This window comes from Siminovitchia fordii DSM 16014 = CIP 108821 (assembly GCF_000374565.1).
Taxonomy (GTDB): Bacteria; Bacillota; Bacilli; order Bacillales; family Bacillaceae_C; genus Siminovitchia; species Siminovitchia fordii.
The window spans coordinates 1-21,159 of the sequence record NZ_KB894722.1 but is presented as its reverse complement, the minus strand read 5'-3'; the positions used below and the strand labels follow the sequence as shown (position 1 = coordinate 21,159).

Annotated in this window: 21 protein-coding genes, 9 tRNA genes and 1 rRNA gene; 2 read left to right on the top strand and 29 right to left on the bottom strand. The window is 43.5% G+C overall.

Annotation, left to right across the window (positions count from 1 at the left end):
• The 11 genes from C509_RS0122660 to C509_RS0122610 all read right to left on the bottom strand — a co-directional run.
• Positions 1-74 (bottom strand): 16S ribosomal RNA (locus C509_RS0122660); the annotation flags it as partial.
• Positions 75-243: 169 nt separating this feature from the next.
• Positions 244-317: transfer RNA gene (locus tag C509_RS0122655), tRNA-Gly, on the bottom strand.
• Positions 318-333: 16 nt separating this feature from the next.
• Positions 334-410, bottom strand: a tRNA-Pro gene (locus tag C509_RS0122650).
• 28 nt (positions 411-438) lie between these two features.
• Positions 439-515: transfer RNA gene (locus C509_RS0122645), tRNA-Arg, on the bottom strand.
• Positions 516-523: 8 nt separating this feature from the next.
• Positions 524-610: transfer RNA gene (locus C509_RS0122640), tRNA-Leu, on the bottom strand.
• 89 nt (positions 611-699) lie between these two features.
• Positions 700-772 (bottom strand) — tRNA-Lys (locus C509_RS0122635).
• Position 773: 1 nt separating this feature from the next.
• A tRNA-Gln gene (locus tag C509_RS0122630) sits at positions 774-848 on the bottom strand.
• A gap of 58 nt (positions 849-906) precedes the next feature.
• A tRNA-Asp gene (locus C509_RS0122625) sits at positions 907-979 on the bottom strand.
• Positions 980-1,192: 213 nt separating this feature from the next.
• A tRNA-Glu gene (locus C509_RS0122620) sits at positions 1,193-1,264 on the bottom strand.
• Positions 1,265-1,276: 12 nt separating this feature from the next.
• Positions 1,277-1,367 (bottom strand) — tRNA-Ser (locus C509_RS0122615).
• 113 nt (positions 1,368-1,480) lie between these two features.
• Positions 1,481-1,933, bottom strand: a complete 453-nt coding sequence (locus C509_RS0122610) for a SprT family protein (protein ID WP_026320036.1) — start codon at positions 1,931-1,933, stop codon at positions 1,481-1,483.
• Between the two features lie 94 nt (positions 1,934-2,027).
• On the opposite strand from C509_RS0122610, the gene cmpA reads away from it, so the two are divergent.
• On the top strand, positions 2,028-2,144 hold the full coding sequence (gene cmpA, locus C509_RS25870; RefSeq protein ID WP_018709219.1) for a cortex morphogenetic protein CmpA: 117 nt from the start codon (positions 2,028-2,030) through the stop codon (positions 2,142-2,144).
• A 20-nt stretch (positions 2,145-2,164) separates the two neighbouring features.
• Here cmpA and C509_RS0122600 read toward each other — a convergent pair whose 3' ends face one another.
• The 16 genes from C509_RS0122600 to acpS all read right to left on the bottom strand — a co-directional run bounded on the left by C509_RS0122600 (position 2,165) and on the right by acpS (position 18,192).
• Positions 2,165-4,348 (bottom strand): Tex family protein, encoded by a 2,184-nt coding sequence (locus C509_RS0122600; protein ID WP_018709218.1) that lies wholly within the window; start codon positions 4,346-4,348, stop codon positions 2,165-2,167.
• Between the two features lie 395 nt (positions 4,349-4,743).
• Positions 4,744-5,343, bottom strand: a complete 600-nt coding sequence (locus tag C509_RS0122595) for a PP2C family serine/threonine-protein phosphatase (protein WP_018709217.1) — start codon at positions 5,341-5,343, stop codon at positions 4,744-4,746.
• Positions 5,340-6,134, bottom strand: a complete 795-nt coding sequence (gene sigB / locus C509_RS0122590; RefSeq protein WP_018709216.1) for an RNA polymerase sigma factor SigB — start codon at positions 6,132-6,134, stop codon at positions 5,340-5,342. The genes C509_RS0122595 and sigB overlap by 4 nt, the downstream gene beginning before the upstream one ends.
• The gene (gene rsbW, locus C509_RS0122585) at positions 6,112-6,585 is read right to left on the bottom strand and encodes an anti-sigma B factor RsbW (protein ID WP_018709215.1); all 474 of its coding nucleotides are present in this window, start codon (positions 6,583-6,585) and stop codon (positions 6,112-6,114) included. The genes sigB and rsbW overlap by 23 nt, the downstream gene beginning before the upstream one ends.
• A complete protein-coding gene (locus tag C509_RS0122580) occupies positions 6,585-6,914 on the bottom strand; it encodes an anti-sigma factor antagonist (RefSeq protein WP_018709214.1) in 330 nt (109 codons plus the stop codon). The genes rsbW and C509_RS0122580 overlap by 1 nt, the downstream gene beginning before the upstream one ends.
• 78 nt (positions 6,915-6,992) lie before the next feature.
• Positions 6,993-8,000, bottom strand: a complete 1,008-nt coding sequence (locus tag C509_RS0122575; RefSeq protein WP_018709213.1) for a PP2C family protein-serine/threonine phosphatase — start codon at positions 7,998-8,000, stop codon at positions 6,993-6,995.
• A 14-nt stretch (positions 8,001-8,014) separates the two neighbouring features.
• Positions 8,015-8,416: an anti-sigma regulatory factor gene (locus tag C509_RS0122570; RefSeq protein ID WP_018709212.1), complete on the bottom strand. Its 402-nt coding sequence runs from the start codon at positions 8,414-8,416 to the stop codon at positions 8,015-8,017.
• A gap of 4 nt (positions 8,417-8,420) precedes the next feature.
• Positions 8,421-8,777 (bottom strand): STAS domain-containing protein, encoded by a 357-nt coding sequence (locus tag C509_RS0122565; RefSeq protein WP_018709211.1) that lies wholly within the window; start codon positions 8,775-8,777, stop codon positions 8,421-8,423.
• Positions 8,774-9,610 carry an STAS domain-containing protein gene (locus C509_RS0122560; protein ID WP_018709210.1) on the bottom strand — a complete coding sequence of 279 codons (837 nt, stop codon included), beginning with the start codon at positions 9,608-9,610 and terminating at the stop codon, positions 8,774-8,776. The genes C509_RS0122565 and C509_RS0122560 overlap by 4 nt, the downstream gene beginning before the upstream one ends.
• A gap of 252 nt (positions 9,611-9,862) precedes the next feature.
• Positions 9,863-10,213, bottom strand: coding sequence for a type II toxin-antitoxin system PemK/MazF family toxin (locus tag C509_RS0122555; protein WP_018709209.1), 351 nt, complete (start codon positions 10,211-10,213; stop codon positions 9,863-9,865).
• Between the two features lie 4 nt (positions 10,214-10,217).
• Positions 10,218-10,499, bottom strand: coding sequence for a CopG family ribbon-helix-helix protein (locus C509_RS0122550; protein WP_018709208.1), 282 nt, complete (start codon positions 10,497-10,499; stop codon positions 10,218-10,220).
• A gap of 368 nt (positions 10,500-10,867) precedes the next feature.
• Complete coding sequence (alr, locus tag C509_RS0122545; protein WP_018709207.1) at positions 10,868-12,034, bottom strand: alanine racemase; 1,167 nt, start codon at positions 12,032-12,034, stop codon at positions 10,868-10,870.
• Positions 12,035-12,213: 179 nt separating this feature from the next.
• Positions 12,214-13,965, bottom strand: a complete 1,752-nt coding sequence (gene ade, locus C509_RS0122540) for an adenine deaminase (RefSeq protein ID WP_018709206.1) — start codon at positions 13,963-13,965, stop codon at positions 12,214-12,216.
• Positions 13,966-13,992: 27 nt separating this feature from the next.
• Positions 13,993-15,354 (bottom strand): NCS2 family permease, encoded by a 1,362-nt coding sequence (locus tag C509_RS0122535; protein ID WP_026320035.1) that lies wholly within the window; start codon positions 15,352-15,354, stop codon positions 13,993-13,995.
• A 381-nt stretch (positions 15,355-15,735) separates the two neighbouring features.
• Positions 15,736-16,755: a LolA family protein gene (locus C509_RS0122530; protein ID WP_018709204.1), complete on the bottom strand. Its 1,020-nt coding sequence runs from the start codon at positions 16,753-16,755 to the stop codon at positions 15,736-15,738.
• Positions 16,756-17,832: 1,077 nt separating this feature from the next.
• Complete coding sequence (gene acpS, locus C509_RS0122515) at positions 17,833-18,192, bottom strand: holo-ACP synthase (protein ID WP_018709202.1); 360 nt, start codon at positions 18,190-18,192, stop codon at positions 17,833-17,835.
• 77 nt (positions 18,193-18,269) lie between these two features.
• On the opposite strand from acpS, the gene C509_RS0122510 reads away from it, so the two are divergent.
• On the top strand, positions 18,270-18,872 hold the full coding sequence (locus tag C509_RS0122510; RefSeq protein WP_018709201.1) for a rhomboid family intramembrane serine protease: 603 nt from the start codon (positions 18,270-18,272) through the stop codon (positions 18,870-18,872).
• Here the strand turns inward: C509_RS0122510 and C509_RS0122505 are convergent.
• Both C509_RS0122505 and C509_RS0122500 read right to left on the bottom strand, forming a co-directional pair.
• The gene (locus C509_RS0122505; RefSeq protein ID WP_018709200.1) at positions 18,856-20,325 is read right to left on the bottom strand and encodes a PH domain-containing protein; all 1,470 of its coding nucleotides are present in this window, start codon (positions 20,323-20,325) and stop codon (positions 18,856-18,858) included. The genes C509_RS0122510 and C509_RS0122505 overlap by 17 nt on opposite strands.
• A complete protein-coding gene (locus tag C509_RS0122500; RefSeq protein WP_018709199.1) occupies positions 20,318-20,800 on the bottom strand; it encodes a PH domain-containing protein in 483 nt (160 codons plus the stop codon). Before C509_RS0122500 ends, C509_RS0122505 begins: the two co-directional genes overlap by 8 nt.
• Positions 20,801-21,159: the final 359 nt, after the last annotated feature.

The following is a 21,159-nucleotide window of genomic DNA, read 5'->3' as shown; positions in this document are numbered from 1 at the left end:
TTCATCCGCTCGACTTGCATGTATTAGGCACGCCGCCAGCGTTCGTCCTGAGCCAGGATCAAACTCTCATATAAGAAGTTTGTCAGCTCAAAAGCTGGCAATGGATTTTATCCATTGTTCAATCAAAATTATTGACGTTTCGTTTCGTTCAGTTTTCAAAGATCAAACTTGAAGTGCTCTCTCGAGCAACTTTATTATCATATCACCATTCGGTGATTATGTCAACAACTTTTTTTAAGAAGTTGGAGCGGGTGATGGGAATCGAACCCACGACAACAGCTTGGAAGGCTGTAGTTTTACCACTAAACTACACCCGCATCATTATTTTTTCTATGGTCGGGAAGACAGGATTTGAACCTGCGACCCCTTGGTCCCAAACCAAGTGCTCTACCAAGCTGAGCCACTTCCCGTTCATAGATTAAAAGAAAAAGTTGTAAATGGCGCGCCCGAGAGGAGTCGAACCCCTAACCTTTTGATCCGTAGTCAAACGCTCTATCCAATTGAGCTACGGGCGCATATCGTTTGGTGCGGTCGAGAGGACTTGAACCTCCACGGTATTGCTACCACTAGGCCCTCAACCTAGCGCGTCTGCCGATTCCGCCACGACCGCCTTTTTTCAAGGACAAAATATATTTTATCATCTTACTGATAATGCGTCAACATGTTTTTAATATCTTTTTCTCTTTTTTTAAAGAAGAGTGAGCCATGCAGGATTCGAACCTGCGACCCTCTGATTAAAAGTCAGATGCTCTACCAACTGAGCTAATGGCTCTTGGCTGGGCTAGCTGGATTCGAACCAGCGAATCACGGAGTCAAAGTCCGTTGCCTTACCGCTTGGCTATAGCCCATTGTTCCGAGTTCTTAATTATACAAAACTCAACAAAATATTGCAAGCATTTTTTAAAGCGGTCCCGACGGGAATCGAACCCGCGATCTCCTGCGTGACAGGCAGGCATGTTAACCGCTACACCACGGGACCATACAGAAAAGCGAAAGCGCCTTTTCATCGACGCACAGACTGGAGTGGCTCCAACGAGATAAAAGGAAACACGGTGAGCCTGAAAGGCGAGCCGATGTTGACTTATCGTAGGAGGAGGCGTGAAGTCTGTTAGTCTATAGGCGCCTGCAGTTAGACAATAATAAGGAAACTCAGCGTCCTCCATTATTGCTTTTCCTCCAAGAAATCACTTAATGACCCCTACGGGATTCGAACCCGTGTTACCGCCGTGAAAGGGCGGTGTCTTAACCGCTTGACCAAGGGGCCAACATAAAAAAATGGCGGAGAAGGAGGGATTTGAACCCTCGCGCCGCTCACGCGACCTATGCCCTTAGCAGGGGCACCTCTTCAGCCTCTTGAGTACTTCCCCGTATGAATGCTCTTCCGATTATAAATACTATAGGTCGGGCTGTCAAGGGGGTCTAGGGGAATTTTTTAATCTTTATTTCATCCATTCCGAGCCGTACCCCACATCACTCAATTTCAAACTTTCTCTTGGAGTTTCCCTCTGCATTCCCCACAAAAATATCGGTTTGTGTTAATTCTACGTTGCCGTTCATAATGCTGTCCGCATTTTGTGCATACATAGACCCGCTTAACGGGAGTGCTTCTCTTTTTATCCAGAAGTGGCGTACAATGTCTAGGAGCACCGACTTCTTGCAAAAGATGTCGAAAGTCTTTGTCACGATGTCGGTAGCCTTTCCCTTCTAAATGAAGATGGTAGTGGCAAAGTTCATGTTTGATAATACCTACCAGTTCCTCCATCCCGTGATCTTCATAATATTTCTTGTTGATTTCAATGTTGTGAGTCCCGAGCATGTAGCGCCCTCCGGTCGTCCTGAGGCGCGGATTAAAGAAAGCCTGATGTTTAAATGGTTTCAAAAAAAGCGTTTCAGAGATCTTTTCAGTCAATGCCTGAAGCTGTTCATTTGTCATTTCCTTACCTCCGGCTGCAAAAAAATCGAACACGGCAGCTCTTTTCTTCATATATATAATATTACCAAAAATTTCGGCGAGGAGGTTGTGACTAATGCCTGTCTGGTTTCAAAACCAGATGCAGAAAGCCTTCTTGGAAAAAGACCGGTATCAAATTAAACTGCTTAATCAATGTTGGTTTTTTTACAGAAAGAAACACTGCTCTCCCTAAGCAGTGCTTCTTCACTTCATTTACTTCTTCGGATCGATCATTGTCAAAGACAGACGCCCTTTTTGAACATCAACGTTCTCCACCCAAACGGTGACGACATCTCCCAGTGAAACAACATCAAGAGGATGTTTCACGAAGCGGTTGCTCAATTTTGATATGTGGACTAAGCCGTCCTCTTTAACTCCAACATCCACAAAAGCACCAAAGTCGACAACGTTTCGGACGGTTCCCTGAAGCTCCATCCCTGCTTTTAAGTCTTCAAGCTTCAATATGTCTTTTTTCAAGAGAGGCTTTGGCAGTTCATCACGCAGATCACGCCCAGGCTTCATTAATGATTCGATAATGTCACGGAGAGTCAACTCTCCAAGCCCGAGTTCCTTAGCCGTTTCCTTAACCGGCAAATCCTTCAAGGATTCAGTCATTTTATCAGTCCCGACATCCGCAGATGTCAACCCAATGGAGTCAAGCAGCTTCTTTACCTCCGGGTAGCTTTCCGGATGAATAGGGGTAGCGTCTAGCGGATCCTTTCCATCTAATATACGCATAAACCCAATTGCCTGCTCATACGTTTTCGCTCCAAGCCTTGGGATTTTCTTTAATTGGGCACGGCTGTCGAATTTCCCGGTTTCCTCACGCTGCTTCACAATATTGTTAGCTACTGTCTTGCTTAATCCCGATACATATTGAAGTAATGAGGAGGATGCGGTATTAACGTTTACTCCCACTTGGTTTACCGCGGTTTCAACAACAAAGGCGAGCTGTTCATTCAACTTTTTCTGAGATACATCGTGCTGGTACTGGCCAACGCCTACTGATTTGGGATCAATTTTTACAAGTTCGGCAAGAGGGTCCTGCAGACGACGTGCGATTGAAACTGCACTTCTTTCTTCAACTTGCAGTTCCGGAAACTCCTCCCTCGCCAAATCCGATGCTGAATAGACACTGGCTCCCGCTTCATTGACAATCATATAAGATATATCGGCATTTAACTCTTTTAAAATATTGGCTGTAAACTGCTCTGTTTCCTGGGAGGCAGTCCCATTTCCGATTGCGATGATTTCGATGCTGTATTTATGTAAAACATTGATCATCTTCTCTTTTGCCTGCTCGGCCTTCGCTTTTGGCGGGTGCGGATAAATAACATCAATATGAAGCACTTTTCCCGTCTCATCGACAACGGCCAGCTTGCAGCCAGTCCGATAAGCCGGGTCCACCCCAAGAACCATTTTCCCTTTAAGCGGCGGCTGAAGCAGCAGTTTTCGAAGATTTTCGGAAAAAATATGAATAGCCTGATCCTCCGCTTTAGCCGTCAGTTCATTTCTGATTTCACGCTCAATCGCCGGCTCAATCAGACGCTTGTAACTATCTTCGATGGCCACCGCCACATCGGAAGCTACAGTGGATGACTCGTCCTTGATGAATTTTTTCTTTAAATAACCGATGATCTTTTCTGTATCCGGTTTGATAGATACACGTAAAATCCCTTCCTTTTCACCGCGATTTAATGCAAGAACCCGGTGAGGGACAATTTTTTTCACTGGTTCTTCGTAACCATAATACATTTCATATACAGATTTTTCATCCAGCTCCGCTTTTTTCACTTCTGAAGTCACTTGTCCGGAACGGAATGTTTCGTCCCGGATCCATTGACGGACCGCGGCGTCATCAGAAATCCTTTCAGCCAGAATATCTTGAGCCCCTTGGATGGCTTCTGCTGCATCTTTTACTTCTTTTTCATCTGAAACATACTTGTCTGCTTCCTTCTCAATATTTCCATCCGAAGGAAACCCCCACATCCAATCAGCCAGCGGCTCCAATCCTTTTTCCTTGGCAACGGTCGCTTTTGTGCGGCGTTTTTGCCGGTAAGGACGATAAAGGTCTTCAACTATTTGTAGTTTATCGGCTGCAGTAATTTTTTGTTTCAAATCTTTGGTCAGCTTTCCCTGTTCATCAATAAGACGAAGGACATCCTCTTTTCGCTGCTCCAAATTTTGTATGTACGTCCAATTCTCCATAATATCTTTTATTTGAACTTCATCAAGCGCACCGGTCATTTCTTTTCGATACCGGGCAATGAACGGAACTGTATTTCCTTCTTCAAGCAAAGTGATGACACTCTTGACTTGTTTGCTCGAAAGCTCCAATTCTTTTGCCAGCTTCTGAATGAGCTGATCGTGATTGGTCTTTGTTTCAGTATCAATCATCGGAATCCCTCGTTTCATTTTCGTCACTATTATTTTATCTTAACATCGCGGTGAACAAAAATACCATGTAAAAAACAAAAGAGCAAGTACCTGGCCTTCGGCGAGATAAAAGATAGGGTGCCTGTTTATCGACGAATACAGAAAAAGGGCAGAAAGCGAAGTTTGCCTCAGCAATGATTACCCGGTGACACTTGGCTGGCTCAAGCAACGACGTCCTGCACTTCTTACACTAGCATTTCCATGCCCATTGGCGGCTATGTTTACTTATTAGACTAACCATAGGAAATCAGCTGATTGTATCTTCCCTTGATGATTCTCGGATTTCGACGGGGTAAGGCTAACTCCGCCAATATACTGCGTAATACGTAAAGTCCTAAACAAGCAAAAAAACCCGCTTATTTAAGCAGGCTTCCTATAATAAATGTTACATCATCGTTTTTATTTATTTGCTTTACTTTCAATTGGTTGGCAATGGCAGATACCGTTTGGTATTTGTCTGTAAGTGGCTTCGTATCATTTTTGACAAAACCGTCTGAATGGATTAAAAAGGTGGATTGGGGCTCGTAAGGGAATTTTTGAGTCCGGAATTTTTGAGGCCTGCCTGATAAATACCCCGACACCGGCATTGGATAGACCATTTTTCCTGAAGGTGTATACAAATAAAATCTAATGTTTCCGACACAGCTGTATTCAAAGGTCTTCTCGCGGAAATCCACTTTAAATATGGCGGTCGCAGCCCCACGCTTGCTGAGGAGTACTTTATTACTGAAGTTCATGAGCGTCTGGACATCTTCTTCCGGGTTTGATTGGACAATGGATGTGACTGCTTGGGAAGATTCATAGGCGTATTCACCGCTTCCAAGTCCATCTGCAAGAACACAAAGAAAGTAACCATTGTTCGCTGTCATGTAAAAGCTGTCACCGCAAAAAGCTTTGCCTTCTTTAGCTCTTTGAAAAGCATATGCCTCAAGGCACTCATTTTGGAAATGAATCATGAGGTGGAGCTCTCCGTATTAATGGGCTCAGCATATATGGCATCCTTCAGTTTTTTTATCGCCCTGCGCTGAAGCCTTGAAACGTGCATCTGCGAAATATTTAACAGGTCTCCGGTTTCTTTCTGACTCAAATTATCCAAATATGTATATTGGATAATTTGTCTTTCCCTTTCAGTCAACACATGCAAAACTTTTTCCACTACAAGTTTCTGGTTCACTTTTTCATAACCCTCGTCCACGTTTCCAATAATATCTAATAAAGTAACAGTACTTCCGTCTGCGTCCGCTTCAATTGAATGATCCACTGACAAGGCTTGATAGCTTTTTCCCATTTCCATCGCTTCCAACACTTCTTCTTCCGTAACATCCAAGCGGTCAGCAATTTCATGTATCTGCGGAGAACGCTGAAGCTCTCTCGTCAAGTCCTCTACGGTAGTCTTGATTTTCGGCCCCAATTCCTTGATTCTGCGGGGAACGTGTACACTCCATGTTTTGTCGCGCAAAAAACGTTTTATTTCCCCGATAATTGTTGGAATCGCAAAGGCTTCGAACGATTTCCCGAATGATTCATCGTAACGCCTTATGGCACCCAACAGACCGATAATTCCGACTTGAAAAATATCTTCATGATATGACTTGCCCTTTGAATATTTACGCGCGATTGAGTCCACCAAGTTTTTATAATGAAGAACGAGATTGTTTTGAGCCTCTTTGTCTTCATGGAGTTGAAAAGCTTTGATCCACTTATTAACGTCAGTGTTCTTGTAATCAGGTTGAGATTTGTTCGGCATTAAGCTCCACCTGCTCCCCTTTGAGGTATTTCGTCATAAAGACACTGACCCCTTGGTTCAGCTGGACATTTACTTCATCCATCAAACTCTCAATTAAATATATACCCAATCCTCCTTCACGCATGACTTCCACGTTTTCCTTTTCGGAGTAAGGGCCGGTTTCGCTACGTATCTTTCTCATATCAAAACTTTTTCCGGAATCAGACACCATTACCTCAAGGCGGTCGTTATAAAGAGCAAATCCCGCCACAACTTCACCATCTTCATTCCTCTTGTAAGCATGCTGAACCGCGTTCGTAACAGCTTCACTTGTAGCAATTTTAATATCTTCAATCAATTCATATGAAAAACCCATCCGACTGGCGATACCCGATATAGTCAATCTGATGACTCCGACATATTCCGGCTTGGCAGGCACCTTCATCTCGATATAATCAAAAGCTGCATCCATTATACTCCACCCTCCACCTCGGTATTGATGTCCATCACATCTGCAAGCCCGGTTATATCAAACAGCCGCTGCAGCCTTTCCGTCATACCGGTTAACTTCATATTTCCATTATTTGCGCGCAACTGCTTAAAAACACCGACAAATACACCGAGTCCGGTACTGTCCATATAATTCACACCCGATAAATCAATATTAATCTTGACACCTTCGCCCTTAGCGGCCTCCATGAGTTTCTCTTTCAATTTCGGTGCAGTATAAACATCTATTTCGCCAGTAAGCTTCACGAAAAAAGTATTATCCTTTTCTTTTACCTCTATAGAAACATTCACATTACCCACCCCTATAATATGTAGTGTTTATGATACCCATTTACACATACCCGGCTTTGAGGTAAAGCAAACATATTTTTATGTATCTCTTTTTAAAATGATTAAAGTGAAATCGTCCCGAAGTTCAAACTCCTGCAGCCTTTCCAACTCTTTATAGACGCTTGTTACGATGTCCTGAGCAGGCAAATCAATATATTTCCTTATAAGATCTGTAAGGTCCTCCCGTTCGATAAATCCTTCATCTGTCCGGCATTCAGTGACACCGTCTGATAAAAGGATAACCATGTCGCCAGGAGCCAACTCTAATTGATATTCACGGTATTCAGTGTTTTTATCGATTCCGAGCAGTAATCCTTTCCCCTCCAGCTCCTTGAACTCCTTATTGTCTGCTCTATAAAAGAAACCGGGTTCATGACCTGCACTTGAGTAGCAAAATGTATGTTTTCGTTGGTCAAATACCCCAAAACACATCGTAATGAACATACTCGGATCGACATTACTTTCGACCACCCGGTTTAAGCTCCTGAGTATCGAACCTGGCCGAAGTTGATTTTCCGGCAAACTATCCATCGCATATTTGATCATCGACATGGACAATGCAGCAGGGATCCCTTTTCCGATGACGTCCGCAATCGCTATCCCGACATTTTGATCATCATCAATGACAAAATGAAAGTAATCTCCGTTCATTTGTCTCGCCGGCACACTAATGGCCCCTATCTCCGCCCCTTTCACTTGGGGAATAGACGTCCTGAGCAGTGTTTGCTGCATGCTGGCCGCCACTTCAATTTCATTTTTCAGTGCCATTTGCTTGGTTCTGAGGCTTTGATGCTCCCTGTAGGCAAGCCCATATGCCATCATCACTTCCAGAAGGACATCAAATGAATCCAGCAGTTGTTCGGAGGAATTATCCCCCTCCATCATAATCGCCTTGTGAAGGCTGACAATTTCCTCAGGTGCAATATGATGCTCAATCAGCTTGCGGCTTAATTTCTGTCCTTGATAAAGGACCTTCTCATCTTTATCAATCAAATATTTTTTGATAATATCTTTGTATTTCGGTTCAATCGTCTCCCAAAAGTCCACTCAACCCACTCCTTTTATCGGAGCCACTTGATAGCAGTAATAACTGTACCCTTTCCAACTTGTGATTGAACGTCAAACTCATCCATCAGCCGTTTTACCCCCGGAAGACCGGCTCCCAGTCCTCCGGAAGTAGAATATCCGTCTTCCATCACTTTTCGAATGTCCGCTATCCCCGGCCCTTCATCCTCTGCGATTATTTTCAATCCCTTTTTTCCATCAGAAAATACCTTATCAATGGTCACTTTACCATCACCGGCATATAAAAATATGTTTCGGGCCAATTCGCTGATGGCAGTTGTTATTCTTGCTTGGTCCACTACCCCAAAGCCCAGCTCTTTCGCTGCATTTCTGCCTAATTGGCGAACTGCTACGATGTCCCATTCATTTAATATTTTTACGAAGGACTGCAGCTCCATAGGCTTAATCCCCCAGTTCCTGTTGTAATTTATCCAATCCGTTCTCCAAATCAAGAGCAGTCATGACATCTTCAAGCCTGATTCCTAATTCAATCAACGTGATGGCCACCGCGGGCTGTATTCCAGTAATGACCACCTTTGCACCCATCAATTTTGACATTTCCATCACATCACCCAAAACCTTGGCAATGAAAGAGTCAATAAAATCAATGGATGTAATGTCAATGACAACACCACGGGCATTTGTCATATGAATCTTTTGTAAAAGATCCTCCTGAAATGAAAGCGCAGTTTGATCATCCAATTCCCATTGAATAGAAACTAGCAAACAATCCCGTAGCTTTAAGATTGGTATCCTCAATCTGAACCCTCCTTAAGCGCCACAATTTTTCTATTTGTGAACTCCAATGCTTTTTCAATCCCTTTCTGAAGGGTGCTGGTCGTAGTAATCTGATTAAGGTGGATGCCGAGATTGACAATCGTTTGTGCAATTTCCGGACGAATTCCTACAAGCATGCATCTTGAACCCACAAGTCTTACGGCATCCGCTGCCTGAATGATATGATGTGCAACCATTGTGTCGACAACTGGAACTCCGGTTATATCAATTAAAACAACTTCCGATCGATGTTTGACCACTCCCGAGAGCAAATTTTCCATAATCAGTCTCGCTCTTTCAGTATCAATTGTTCCCACAAGCGGCATTACAGATATTTTTTCAAATACAGGTATCAAAGGTGCTGACAATTCTTGAAGGGCAACCTTTTGGAGGGAAACTATTTTCTCCCAATTATTTGAATAAGATTCAACGATTTGTTTAGTCATTGGGGCAACCCAGCGATCAATCTCGGTGATCAATTCTACCGTCTCTTCACTGCTGTAGTCCTTTTCTTTTCGCATCAACCCCAAGATAAGACCCTTTAACGTACTGAGACCGTCCATTAAAAAAGCCAATTCCCAACCAATCCTTACAACCTTCTCGGTAAAGCGTTCAACCTTCTGGTTAAATCCACTCTCTGAATCTATGATATTGGAAACTGCAACTTCAATAAATTCTTTGCTGATATCTTGAAAAAATTCATCTGAAATCACACTCAGCGACCGGTCGTCTCCGCCCTTTTTCATTGCGTCTACCCAATTTTCGAGCAACTCGGCCTCGTGCTCTTTTAAAAAATCGGCAACTTCGACATTCACTCACTTTTCCTCCAATCGTTTGCCTGTTCACGCCCTGTTTTTCACTCATGTTGTTATTTTAGCAATTCCGCCATGCAATTGACAAATGTTTGCAAAAAGTTCCATATATTTGCAACCGCTTCCCAGAGAAGGGTTGCCTTATTTAACTAGATATCGTTCCTAAGAAAAAACTGCTTTCCAGAAATCAATGTATAAGGTTTAAAATGCTAAAAAAGGTGAATGAGGATATAAAAAAAGACGCTAAAAAGCGTCTTAAAAAGCGATGAGGCCCAAGCTGATTTGTAAAGCATCATCCACTTTCTCCATCATTTCTTCATCTAGATGTGTAATTTTATCAGTAAGACGCTGCTTGTCGATTGTTCTAATCTGTTCAAGCAGTATGACTGAATCCCGTTCAAAACCGTAACGCTTTGAATCAATTTCCACATGAGTAGGCAGCTTTGCTTTTTGGATTTGGGCAGTAATGGCTGCAACAATGACTGTGGGACTGAACCGATTTCCAATATCATTCTGGATTACAAGCACCGGTCTGACTCCGCCTTGTTCCGAACCAACTACTGGGGATAAATCGGCGAAAAACACATCACCCCGTTTAACGACCAAAAGATCATCCCCCGCTTACAAGCCGTTCGACAGTATGCTCTGCCTCGTATTCCGCCTGAATAGCCTCCGATGCGATAGCTAGGTTGATCTTTGCCATTTCCATGTAGCCTCGTCTCATTGATTCAACTATGTGGCGTTTCTTTCGTTCGCGAATGTACATTTTTGTAGCCCGGTAGATAAATTCATTACGATTTACATTTTCTTGTTCCACAAATCCGTCCAACTCTGCCAAGAGCTGCTGTGGTAAACGAATGATAATTTCAGTTGTTGCGCTGGATTCAGACACCAACTTACACCTCCACCATAAATACAAGCCATTTTTTATAAAAATAAAAACAAGTTAATATAATCCACATACCATCATAACATCATTCACCCTCGGTGCAAAGAACATTTAAGATTCTTTTAAAAAACAAAAAAGACAAATAAAATAACTTCTGGTAAAACTGGACTCGGTGGCTTCAATCTTTTAGCATTTCTCCTTATTATCGTCATGACAAAGAATTCCTTATACATGAATTCTTCTTTTTTGTCATAACTCCTTCTTTTTTCAGCAAAATAAATTAATTTTTTTATAAAAAGTGAAGGATGTCGTTAGCATAGAATCGAACCAAATAGAAAATTTGCTTTTCGACAATTCAAGCTGCTTTCCTACTACAAACCGAGAAATAGCTTATTCTCGACTTCAACCTGTTGGCCACCTCTTTTATAAATACGAGGCACTCGAAAATTGATCGTACATGTCACTTCATAATTGATCGTTTCAAGTTTTTCAGCGATTTCTTCCACTGTTATAAAGTCCCCTGTCTCTTGGCCGCCAATGAGGGTGACTTTCGTTCCAATCGGTATAAAATGGGGAAGTCGTACCATTGTCTGATCCATGCAGATCCTACCGACAATGTCAGCACGCTGGCCATCGGCAATAACACTTTGTCCTTCCAACTTTCGCAGCCAGCCATCTGCATAGCCAACCGGAATCGTCGCAATCCATTCTTCCTTCTCTGCCTGGTAGGCGGCTCCATATCCGATGCACTCGCCTGGCTGGATTTTTTTCACATGAACAATTCTTGTATGAAGTGAGAATATTTGTTTCCCCTTATTAAACGTTGGTCTCTCTTGTGAAGTGCAAAGGCCATAAAGAGCAATCCCTACTCTGACTGCGTTGAATAAAGAATCATCGTGACAAAGAGCGCCTGCACTATTAGCGGCATGGACATACTTTGGAACTGTTTCAAGTACAGAAACAAATTTTTTAAAAACAGCCAATTGCTTTTGGTAATACTCTTCCGAGGCTTGGTCGGCGGTCGAGAAATGGGTGAAGATCCCTTCGAACTCAAATCCAGCCGTATTCTGGATGAACTGCTCAATTTCTTTCAACTCTTCTTCATGCTTAAGTCCGATACGCCCCATTCCCGTATCGCACTTAACATGAATTTTCAGTGGCGGTTCCCCACCTTCCATCGCTTGGCTTGCCTCTTTAAGCCACTGCACTTGGAATACCGGCACTGAGATATGGTGCCTGGCGGCAATCACCGCATCCGTCGGCCTGATCAGACCGAGTACGAGAATCGGTGCTTTAATCCCTTTTTGCCTGAGTGCCAATGCTTCATCAAGCAAAGCGACAACAAGACCGTGCGCGCCCGCCTTCAGCGCTTCTTTCGCAATTTGAAAATCTCCGTGCCCGTAAGCATTTGCTTTGACCGCAGCAAACAAATTCGTTTCCTGAGGCAACCCGTCACGGATTGTTTTTACATTTTGATACAGGGCATCCAGATCTATCTCTGCCCATGTATCACGAAAATATTGAGTTTGGCCAATCAAAAAAAGTCACGCTCCCCAGGAAATCTAATTGACTCCTATTTGATTATTCAATTCACTCCCGTATATGTCAAATAAATTTTGAAGTCATTTTTATAAAAATTTAATGACGAGTTAACGCAAAACGATTGTATTTCGGAGAAAAATAAGCTCCCGTATTGAAACGGGAGCATACATTTCCACTATTTTACACTTACAGCCTCAACATCTATATGTTGGAAAGTTTTTACATCGAATAGGCCAACATCAGTAAGTTTCAATTCAGGAATGACCGGCAGGGCAAGAAACGCCAGAGTGATGAATGGATTGAATTCCATGGAGCAGCCAATTTTCGCCAAAGCTTCATTAAGCTTTTGAATCCGGTCATTGATTACTCCGCAACTCATGTCTGACATTAAACCGGCAACCGGCAGCGGAAGGGAAGCGATCTCCCTGCCATCCTCCACGACAGCAAGGCCACCTTTCATATTAGCCGTCAACTGGATCGCTTTTAACAAATCTTCGTCATTTGTTCCGGCAGCCACAATATTATGGGAGTCATGTGCAACCGTTGATGCGATGGCACCATTTTTAATTCCCAGTCCTTTAATGATTCCCAAACCGATATTACCCGTCCTATAGTGACGTTCGATAACCGCTATTTTCAACTGATCTTTTTCGATACTCGGCTGAAAATAACCATCGGTAACATCCACTTCCTCGATAAGGTGTTCGGTCACAATCATTTTTGGCCTTATTTCAATAATATTCGCCATGTTCCCTTCGCGCATTTTCACTTTTAAATCGTCTAGCGAAACAGGATGTATATTGACGCTGTCAGTGATAATGGGAAGCGGTGCAACTGACGTCTTGGCTGGCTGCATAACAGCTCCGTTTTTTGCTACGAGCCTGCCGCGTTTGTACACTTGTTCTATTTCAACTTTCTCCAGATCGTTTAACAGCAAGATATCGGCTTCATAGCCAGGCGCAATAGCGCCTTTTGTTTTAAGGCCGAAACATTCTGCCGTATTTAACGTAGCCATCTGAATGGCAAGTAACGGATCTATTCCTTCCTGGATTGCCGTTTTCACACTGAAATTAATGCTGCCCTCATCAATTATTTCATCTAGATGTTTGTCATCTGTAACAAACAGGCAACGGCGTGCATTATGTTCATTTACCGCTTTAAGGAGGTTAATCAAGTCTTTTGCTGCAGATCCCTCGCGCAGCATGACGTACATTCCTTTTCTGAGGCGATCCAGAGCTTCCTCCGCCGTAACACATTCATGGTCCGTCCTGATTCCTGCCGTCATATAAACATTGATTCCATCAGCATCAATGCCGGACGCATGGCCATCGATGTGTTTTTCTTTTGCCGAGGCATTCATAAGCTTGTCCAGCATTTTATCATCCTTATAAAGGACAGAAGAGTAATCCATGACCTCTGCAAGACCGAGAACCCTTGAATGGGAATAATAAGGTTCCAAATCCGAATGCTCCAAGGCGGCACCTGAGTTTTCAAATGGAGTGGCAGGAACGCATGAAGGCAGCATCAAAAGAACTTCAAGTGGAATGGCTTCTGAAGCTTCCAGCATAAAATCGATCCCGGCCGTTCCGCTTACGTTCGCTATTTCGTGTGGGTCGGCCACGATAGTCGTAACACCATGCGGAAGAACGACATTGGAAAACTCAGAAGGGATGACCATGGCGGACTCGATATGAACGTGCCCGTCAATAAAGCCGGGTACAACATATTTGCCGTACGCATCTACTGTTTCATATCCTTCAAACGTTCCTGTTCCAGCAATATAGCCATCAACTATCGCAATATCCTCTGTGATGATTTCCCTCGTAAAAACGTTGACAACCTTTCCATTTTTAATGACTAAATCGGCGGGGATCCTTTTTGCCGCCACATCGATTCTTTTTTTCAACATTTCCTTTGTAAAAGTCAATCAGTTTCCCTCTCTCTATTTATAGGATTAACCCATAATAAAATTGATGATAAAAGCCGCACTTACTACATACATGATCCAATGGATTTGGCTGGCTTTTCCTGTCAGAAGCTTCAAAAGTGTATAAGAGATGAATCCGAAAGCCAATCCTGTGGCGATGCTGTATGTGAGGGGCATTAAAATAATCGTCAGGAATACTGGGATGACATCTGTAAAATCATCAAAGCTGATATTTTTGATTTCACCAAGCATAAGCGCTCCAACTAAGATGAGAATCGGAGCAGTTGCTACCGAAGGAACAAAAACAATCAGCGGGGCAAAAAACAATGCCGAGAGGAACAATACCCCCACAGTGAGAGCAGTCAGCCCCGTTTTCCCGCCTTCCTGTATACCAGTGGCATTTTCCACATAAGCATTCAACGCGGTACTGCCAAAAGCAGCACTTGCCATTGTACCGATTGAATCAGCCTGCAGGGCGCGGTCTAAATTTTGTATTTTACCGTCCTCATTGACCAAGCCGGCTTTCTTCGTTAACCCGATTAATGTTCCCAAGTTATCAAACAGCTCGACAATTGTAAAGGAAAAAATGACGGACAGGATACCATAAGCAATGGCTCCTTTAATGTCCATTGCCAGAAATGTCTCGGACATACTGGGCAGATTAAACGAAACAATGTCTCCGATCCCTTTTGGGAATCCGACAAACCCTGTGATCATGGCAATGACAGTTGTTCCGAGAATACTGATTAGAAGGGCCCCTTTTACCTTTTTTGCCGTTAAGACCGCTGCGATGATAAAACCGATTAATGCAAGGATCGGTCCAAGGCTTGTCACATCACCCAGGGCCACAGTTGTTGCTTCATCCGCTATGATCAATTCCGCATTGGAAAAACCAATAAAGGCGATGAACAAACCGATTCCGACGCCGATAGCGGATTTTAGTACGTCAGGAACCCCATCCACGATTTTTTGCCGGATACCGGTCACGGTCAAGATTAAAAATAGCAGGCCGGAAATAAATACCGCTCCAAGCGCTGTTTGCCATGTCAAACCGTGACCAAGGACAACAGTGTATGCAAAGAAGGCATTTAATCCCATTCCCGGCGCTACGCCGACAGGGTAATTTGCCCATAGTGCCATTAAAATGGTACAAAAAACACTCGCATAGATGGTCGCAGCCAATGCTGCTTCTTTCGGAATCCCGGCATCAGCCAAAATCGTCGGGTTAACAAAAATGATATAACTCATTGTCAAAAAGGATGTCAGCCCTGCGAGCAGTTCCGTCCGGACGTTCGTATTCCTTTCCGACAATTTAAACAATCTTTCCAACAGACTATTCTTAGATGGAGGCGGAACGCTGGGTCCCAGGTCTTTTTCTATCATCCCCATAGCAACATCGCTCCTTTTTTCTAATATCAAAATCAGCAATTCAAAAGACACAGGCCGAGAACTGATTGTCTCTTTGTATCCCAGACTGTTAAAAGGTTCCTTTAATGACTGACTTGATGAGGAAGCGTTTTCATTATTAAACGTGCCGAGCCCCCGATTTGGCATCCCCCCTGCTATTTATTTTTCCGCATAAATGCCCACCTCCTTCGTGACGATCCTTAAAAAGGGACTCCCTCCATAAATGGAGGTCATGAAAGAGCAGGCTTATTGTTAAATTCAAAATATTTATAATTGTTAGGGACTATTATACCATTTTTCAAAAAACGTACAACTCTCTCCTTTTATTTTTTGAAAAAAATAGACCCTCTCTTGTAGAAGGGTCTATTTCACAGAATCGCCTTGGACCGAACGTGCGACCATCATCAATTCTTCCTGCGTCAGGTCTTTGGAAGCAAGCATGTAATCCACACCGTCCTGGCTCCAGACAATAGAATGATCATTCATTACGCCTATAGCAAAACCTAGATCGACCATCTCGCCGGCCATTTCCACCGTTTCCATTGATGCAGTCGGAATCACTTCCGCTTTTTCTTGAAAGAGAGTGAAAGACTTATCTTCTCCCTCGTAAGTAAGGATGACCCGCTTTCCTCTGTCCGTCTCCATCGTTTTCTCTTCGTGTAGGGTTACACCAGGAATTTCAGCCATTGCATATTTCACTGAAAATTCCTTTCCGCTCAGATCTGCCAGTACAGGCACTTCCAACTGGGCACTCGTCATATTCTTCTTTGTATCGAATGCATCATCATCAAACTTGGCATCAAAATCCACTTTTGTAAATTCTACAGTGACGACCGGATTCTTATCCGTATCCATCACCTTGACACTAATTGGCTCTAAAGTCCTTTTTTTGAATGTGACTTCCTGTGTTGGGAGCATCTTATTGTTCTGATAGCGTGTCTTTGTCTCGAACACATAATGTTCTTTCGTTTCCTTGAATTTAGCTTCTTTATCTTCAAGGACATCCTTCACAAGAGATTCAAACAAATAAGCTTGACTGCTGTTTTCCGGCCAATCACTTTGAAACTTATAACTCTTGTTAAGGGCCGGCGTCAACACATACACACCGCTCTTATTCCTTAAGATCATCTGGCTCTGTTCTTTTTTGGCATTTTTCAAATGGACCCGATAATCTCCCGGCTTATGATGCCAGACATCGATATCGTAAACTTGAGGCTCATTACCGACTTCCAGCGTCATTTTCGCTTTTGCCTTATATCCCTTGATATCCCCCGCTTTTTCCTTTAACCCTTTTGCCACATCTTCCTGAGATTTTGAACCACAGGCCGAAAGTACGAGCATCGCCGCAACAATCCCCCAAACCAGCCATATCCCCTTTCTCATTCCTTCAACCCCTTTGTTGTCTCATTTACACATGAAAAGAAGAGATTAGGAGGGATTCCAGGAATCATTGGCCAACATTGCCATTCAAATCGCGAGCCGTTCCGCCCAATGCGGCAATAACTCCCGTACCCAGCCTCTTCTCTCCTGACGCATTAAAAATATATGAGACAACCGTGGACAATATGTATAGAAAAGTGGAGGGCGGCTGATTAGGGGCGACAAGCGCTGGAGGAAACATCAGTGAAGGCGTTCTTTGCCTTCGATGATGTTTCCGAAGCGACCTCGAGCCCCTGCCGCCCGGAACTGGACAGGGGAAAAGTGGAAGCATCCGTTTAGCGACGTACGGACTGGACTGACTCTGACCAAGATAAAGGAAACACGCGGAACGAAGTGAAGCGATGTTGACTTATCGAAGGAAAGAGGAGGGAAGTCCGCTAGTCGCTGGATGCTGGAACTAGACAATAGAAAAGTGGAGGCGACTGTTCATCCCCGACAAGCATAAGGCGATTTCCGAGGAGGCAGCTTTTCAGCCACCACAGGGAACAGCTTATGACCTCGAGGGACTAGGAGCTGGAACGGAAAGTTGGGGTTATTCATCGATATACTGACGGACTGATTTTGAAGATAAAGAAAACCAGCGGAGGAGCCGATGTTGACTTATTGAAAGGAAGTCCACTCGTAGCTGGATGCTGGGAACTGGAGAAGTGGGGGAGGCGGCCGGTTTAGGGACAACAAGCCCCAGAGGGCCTGGCATTGAAGTTGTTCTTTAACTTTATTGGCAGAACTGAAACAACCACGAGCCCATTCCGTCTAAAACTGGACAATAGAATGCATCCGTTTAATGACTTGTGGATGGACTGACTCTAACCAAGATAAAGGAAAAGGAAGTGCGAAGAGCGCCTGCTTATCAGTGACAAACGTTGATGATAAGAAATGATGGCCTACATTAATATATTGGGTCCAATCTTCAAATCATGAATCAGACTTTAGAGGAAATAAACCGGAACAATACATTAGAACCAATAAAATAAAAATATGATCTTCGGAAAAAATGAAGGGATCAGCAAAGCTGTTCCCCTAGTTTTCTTCGATCACCACCTGTGCGGCGGCATATGCTTTTGTATGGGTGATGGATAAATGAATCCTTTTTCCTTGATCCACAGGCCGAATAATATGCGGCTTTCCCGACTCATCCGGCGAAATTTCTATATCCTGGAACGACAGCTGTCTCCCGATCCCTGTTCCAAGTGCCTTTGCGTATGCTTCTTTTGCCGCAAACCTTCCTGCCAGGAATTCAACTTTTCTTTTTTCAGGCAAGGTTTCATAATGGTGAAGTTCTTTACCTGACAAAACCCGTTCGCAGAAGCGAGCATGGCGTCCTATCACTTTTTCAATTCTCTCTATTTCAACAAGATCCAGTCCTATCCCTAAAATCATCGCGGCACCCCTCTTCTACTTTTCAGCTCCAGCTATAATATAATGGTAATAGTCTCAAACAGAAAGGAGATCTTCCCATGTTTGTCCGAACGGAGTCTATCCGGCAATTTATTCGCCTGTATCCTGTAATCACGGCTCTTGTAGCTATCCATATCGCCATTTTCCTTTCCATGCGTCTGCCACTCTTTCCGCAGAAGCTCATTTTTGAAAAACTGGCCGGCGTTAACGTATTGATCGAACTAGGTGAGTATTGGCGCTTGGTTACACCAATCTTTGTCCATGTCGCTTTTTCCCATCTGCTGTTCAATTCATTCTCACTGGTTTTATTCGGACCTGCTCTCGAACGCGCTTTAGGCAGAATTCAGTTCATCCTTATTTATATCAGCTGCGGGGTTGCAGCCAATGTTGCTACGCTTATTTTGAAGCCGCCCTATTACACACATATTGGCGCGAGCGGCGCCATCTTCGGTTTGTTTGGCATCTATCTGGCCATTATTTTTTTTAAAAAAGAAGCGATGCCACAACAAGGGAAGCAAGTGATTTTGCCGATTGCCGCGCTGAGTGTAATCATGACTTTTTTTCAAGCAAACATTAACATCACTGGCCACATTTTCGGCCTGATTGCAGGCATTTTAATAGGAGCTGTTTTAATAAAAATCAGGCCTATCCGATTTCAGTAGCCCGATCTCGATGGCTGTACCAATCGTATATATCAAGAGCTTCCAATTCATCCAAATGGGCAATTTCCGCTTGTCGGGAGGCTTCACCTGATTTTACTGATGCACTTATCGCTGTTAAATCGGCACGCTTTTGAAACCAACTGACACTTTTTTCCATAGACTGGATCCGGTTTTTCCTCATAAGCATCGTATGCTGTTCGATGTTCCTGTACCGCATTGTCAATTGGGAGTCACTAATGTCCCAGCCTGCAGATTTATACTGGGCATATCCCCATAATATAGCGATAGGTATTAAGACAGCAGCGAATAAGCCGTACGGCCAGAAAAATCCGGTGAGGATACTTGCAATAATCAAGGCGATAATGGATTTTACCAACATATAGCGCCGCATTGCACGACTGGGAGCGGCTTTAAAATGGGTTTCAAACACATAATCTGTCAAATAATCTTCTAATATACTGGCAATCTTGTTCCGCTTTACAACCGGAAGAAGGACCATTGAGGAATTTTCCAAATCCGTAGACGAGCCTCCTGCACTCTCCAAAGAAACACTGGCGTATCCAAAAGGCTGGCGTATCGGGCTTTCTGTGATGGTCAAGGCCTGTATCCGATGCAACGGGACTGTCGTTGTCCTTTTTTCCAGTAACCCTCGGGTAATGATCAATTCGTCTTTTACTTTTCTTACTGTAAAGTCATTGTATTTGAAAAAGGCAATTACAACGGATAGCAACCAAGCAATTAAAAGGGCTACGAAAACAACCGCGGAAATGAAAACAACTCCAGATTTAACGAGTTCCTGCATTTCATTGAATAATTTGTCATAAGGAATAAAATCCTCAAATTGAAAAATGAATGCAAGGAATGCCGAAATGACAACGCCTGCTCTTCCCGACGTGGATGCCAGGAAAAGAAGCTGCCGCGGAGTAATTTTATAAATGATATCTTCTTCTGTGCGGACCTCCGCTTTCTCCGTAATATCGGCCGGGATTTTATTTTTGGCGTCAGCGATGATTTTCTGCAGGGTCTCGGCGTCTTCTTTTTTGATGGCGGTTAGTTCTGCCTCCGCCTGGTTTCCACTAGAGCCGGCGGTCTCTACCTTCACTTTTACAAGTCCGAGTGGACGGTGGATGATACTCTCCGACAGATCGAGACTTTGGATCCGGTCAAAAGGGATATATCTTTTCTTTTTTACAAACAGCCCCTGTTCTATCCGGAGCTCATTATCCTCGACTCTATATGTAAACCGTAGCCATTTGATAACCATAGAAGCTATCATAAAAAGGACGAATAGTAAAAATAGGAGCTGCGGGAGCATGCTTAAAAGAGGCCCTTCTATCACAATTTTATTTTTGCCAATAATAAAAAGGAAAATAAATGGGATGATGAGCTCTTTCAGCGATCGAACGAAATCATAAAGTACCGTCATTGGGTGAAGCCGTTTCGGTTCAAACATCGTCTTCAGCCACCCTTGCCAAAGCGGAAATTGAGCGGCGAAGCTCTTCCGCCTCATGTATATCAACCGCAGGGATCTCGTGGACCGTAGCCGCGGTTGAAATCGAGACCGTGGCGAGATCATATTTTTTCAATATTGGCCCCTGAGATGTGTCAACATGCTGAACTCTTACCATCGGCACTAGCGTACGATGAATGAAAAAAACTCCGTGCTGGAGCTCCAGCTCATGCTCGGATACCTCATACCTCCAACGCTTCCATCGGATGGAAGGAATGACAAAGATACTCAAAATAGTGAGGACAATGACGAGCCCGGCACCTGCCGCTGTAATCCAGATCGGCCAATCAAAAAAATACGTAAGGACCCCTAAAATAATGATTAAAACCCATAATACCAATGAGTTAATTACTCCCATGATCCGCCAGACTTTTAAACCTCGCTGCGAAATTCGCCTCGATGGTTGTCTAATCTCCATTGAATCTCCTCTTTTCTGAATTACAATTTCTCTACTGTTTTAATGCGTGTATTTCCTATTTGGAATTCGGATAGAACCAGTGGCATTTGGAACCGAGCGGTCCTAGGTTTGAAATTCCGATTTCAGAGTTACTCTGCATTTCCGGGAGTTAATCTTCACTTTCGAGTTACTTTTCGATTTTGCGAATTACTCTTCAATTTCGAGAAATACTCTTCACTTTCGGGATTTACTCTCCACTTTCCGCAAATACTCTTCACTTTCCGTAAATACTCTTCACTTTCCGCAAATACTCTTCACTTTCCGCAAATACTCTTCACTTTCCGCAAATACTCTTCACTTTCCGCAAATACTCTTCACTT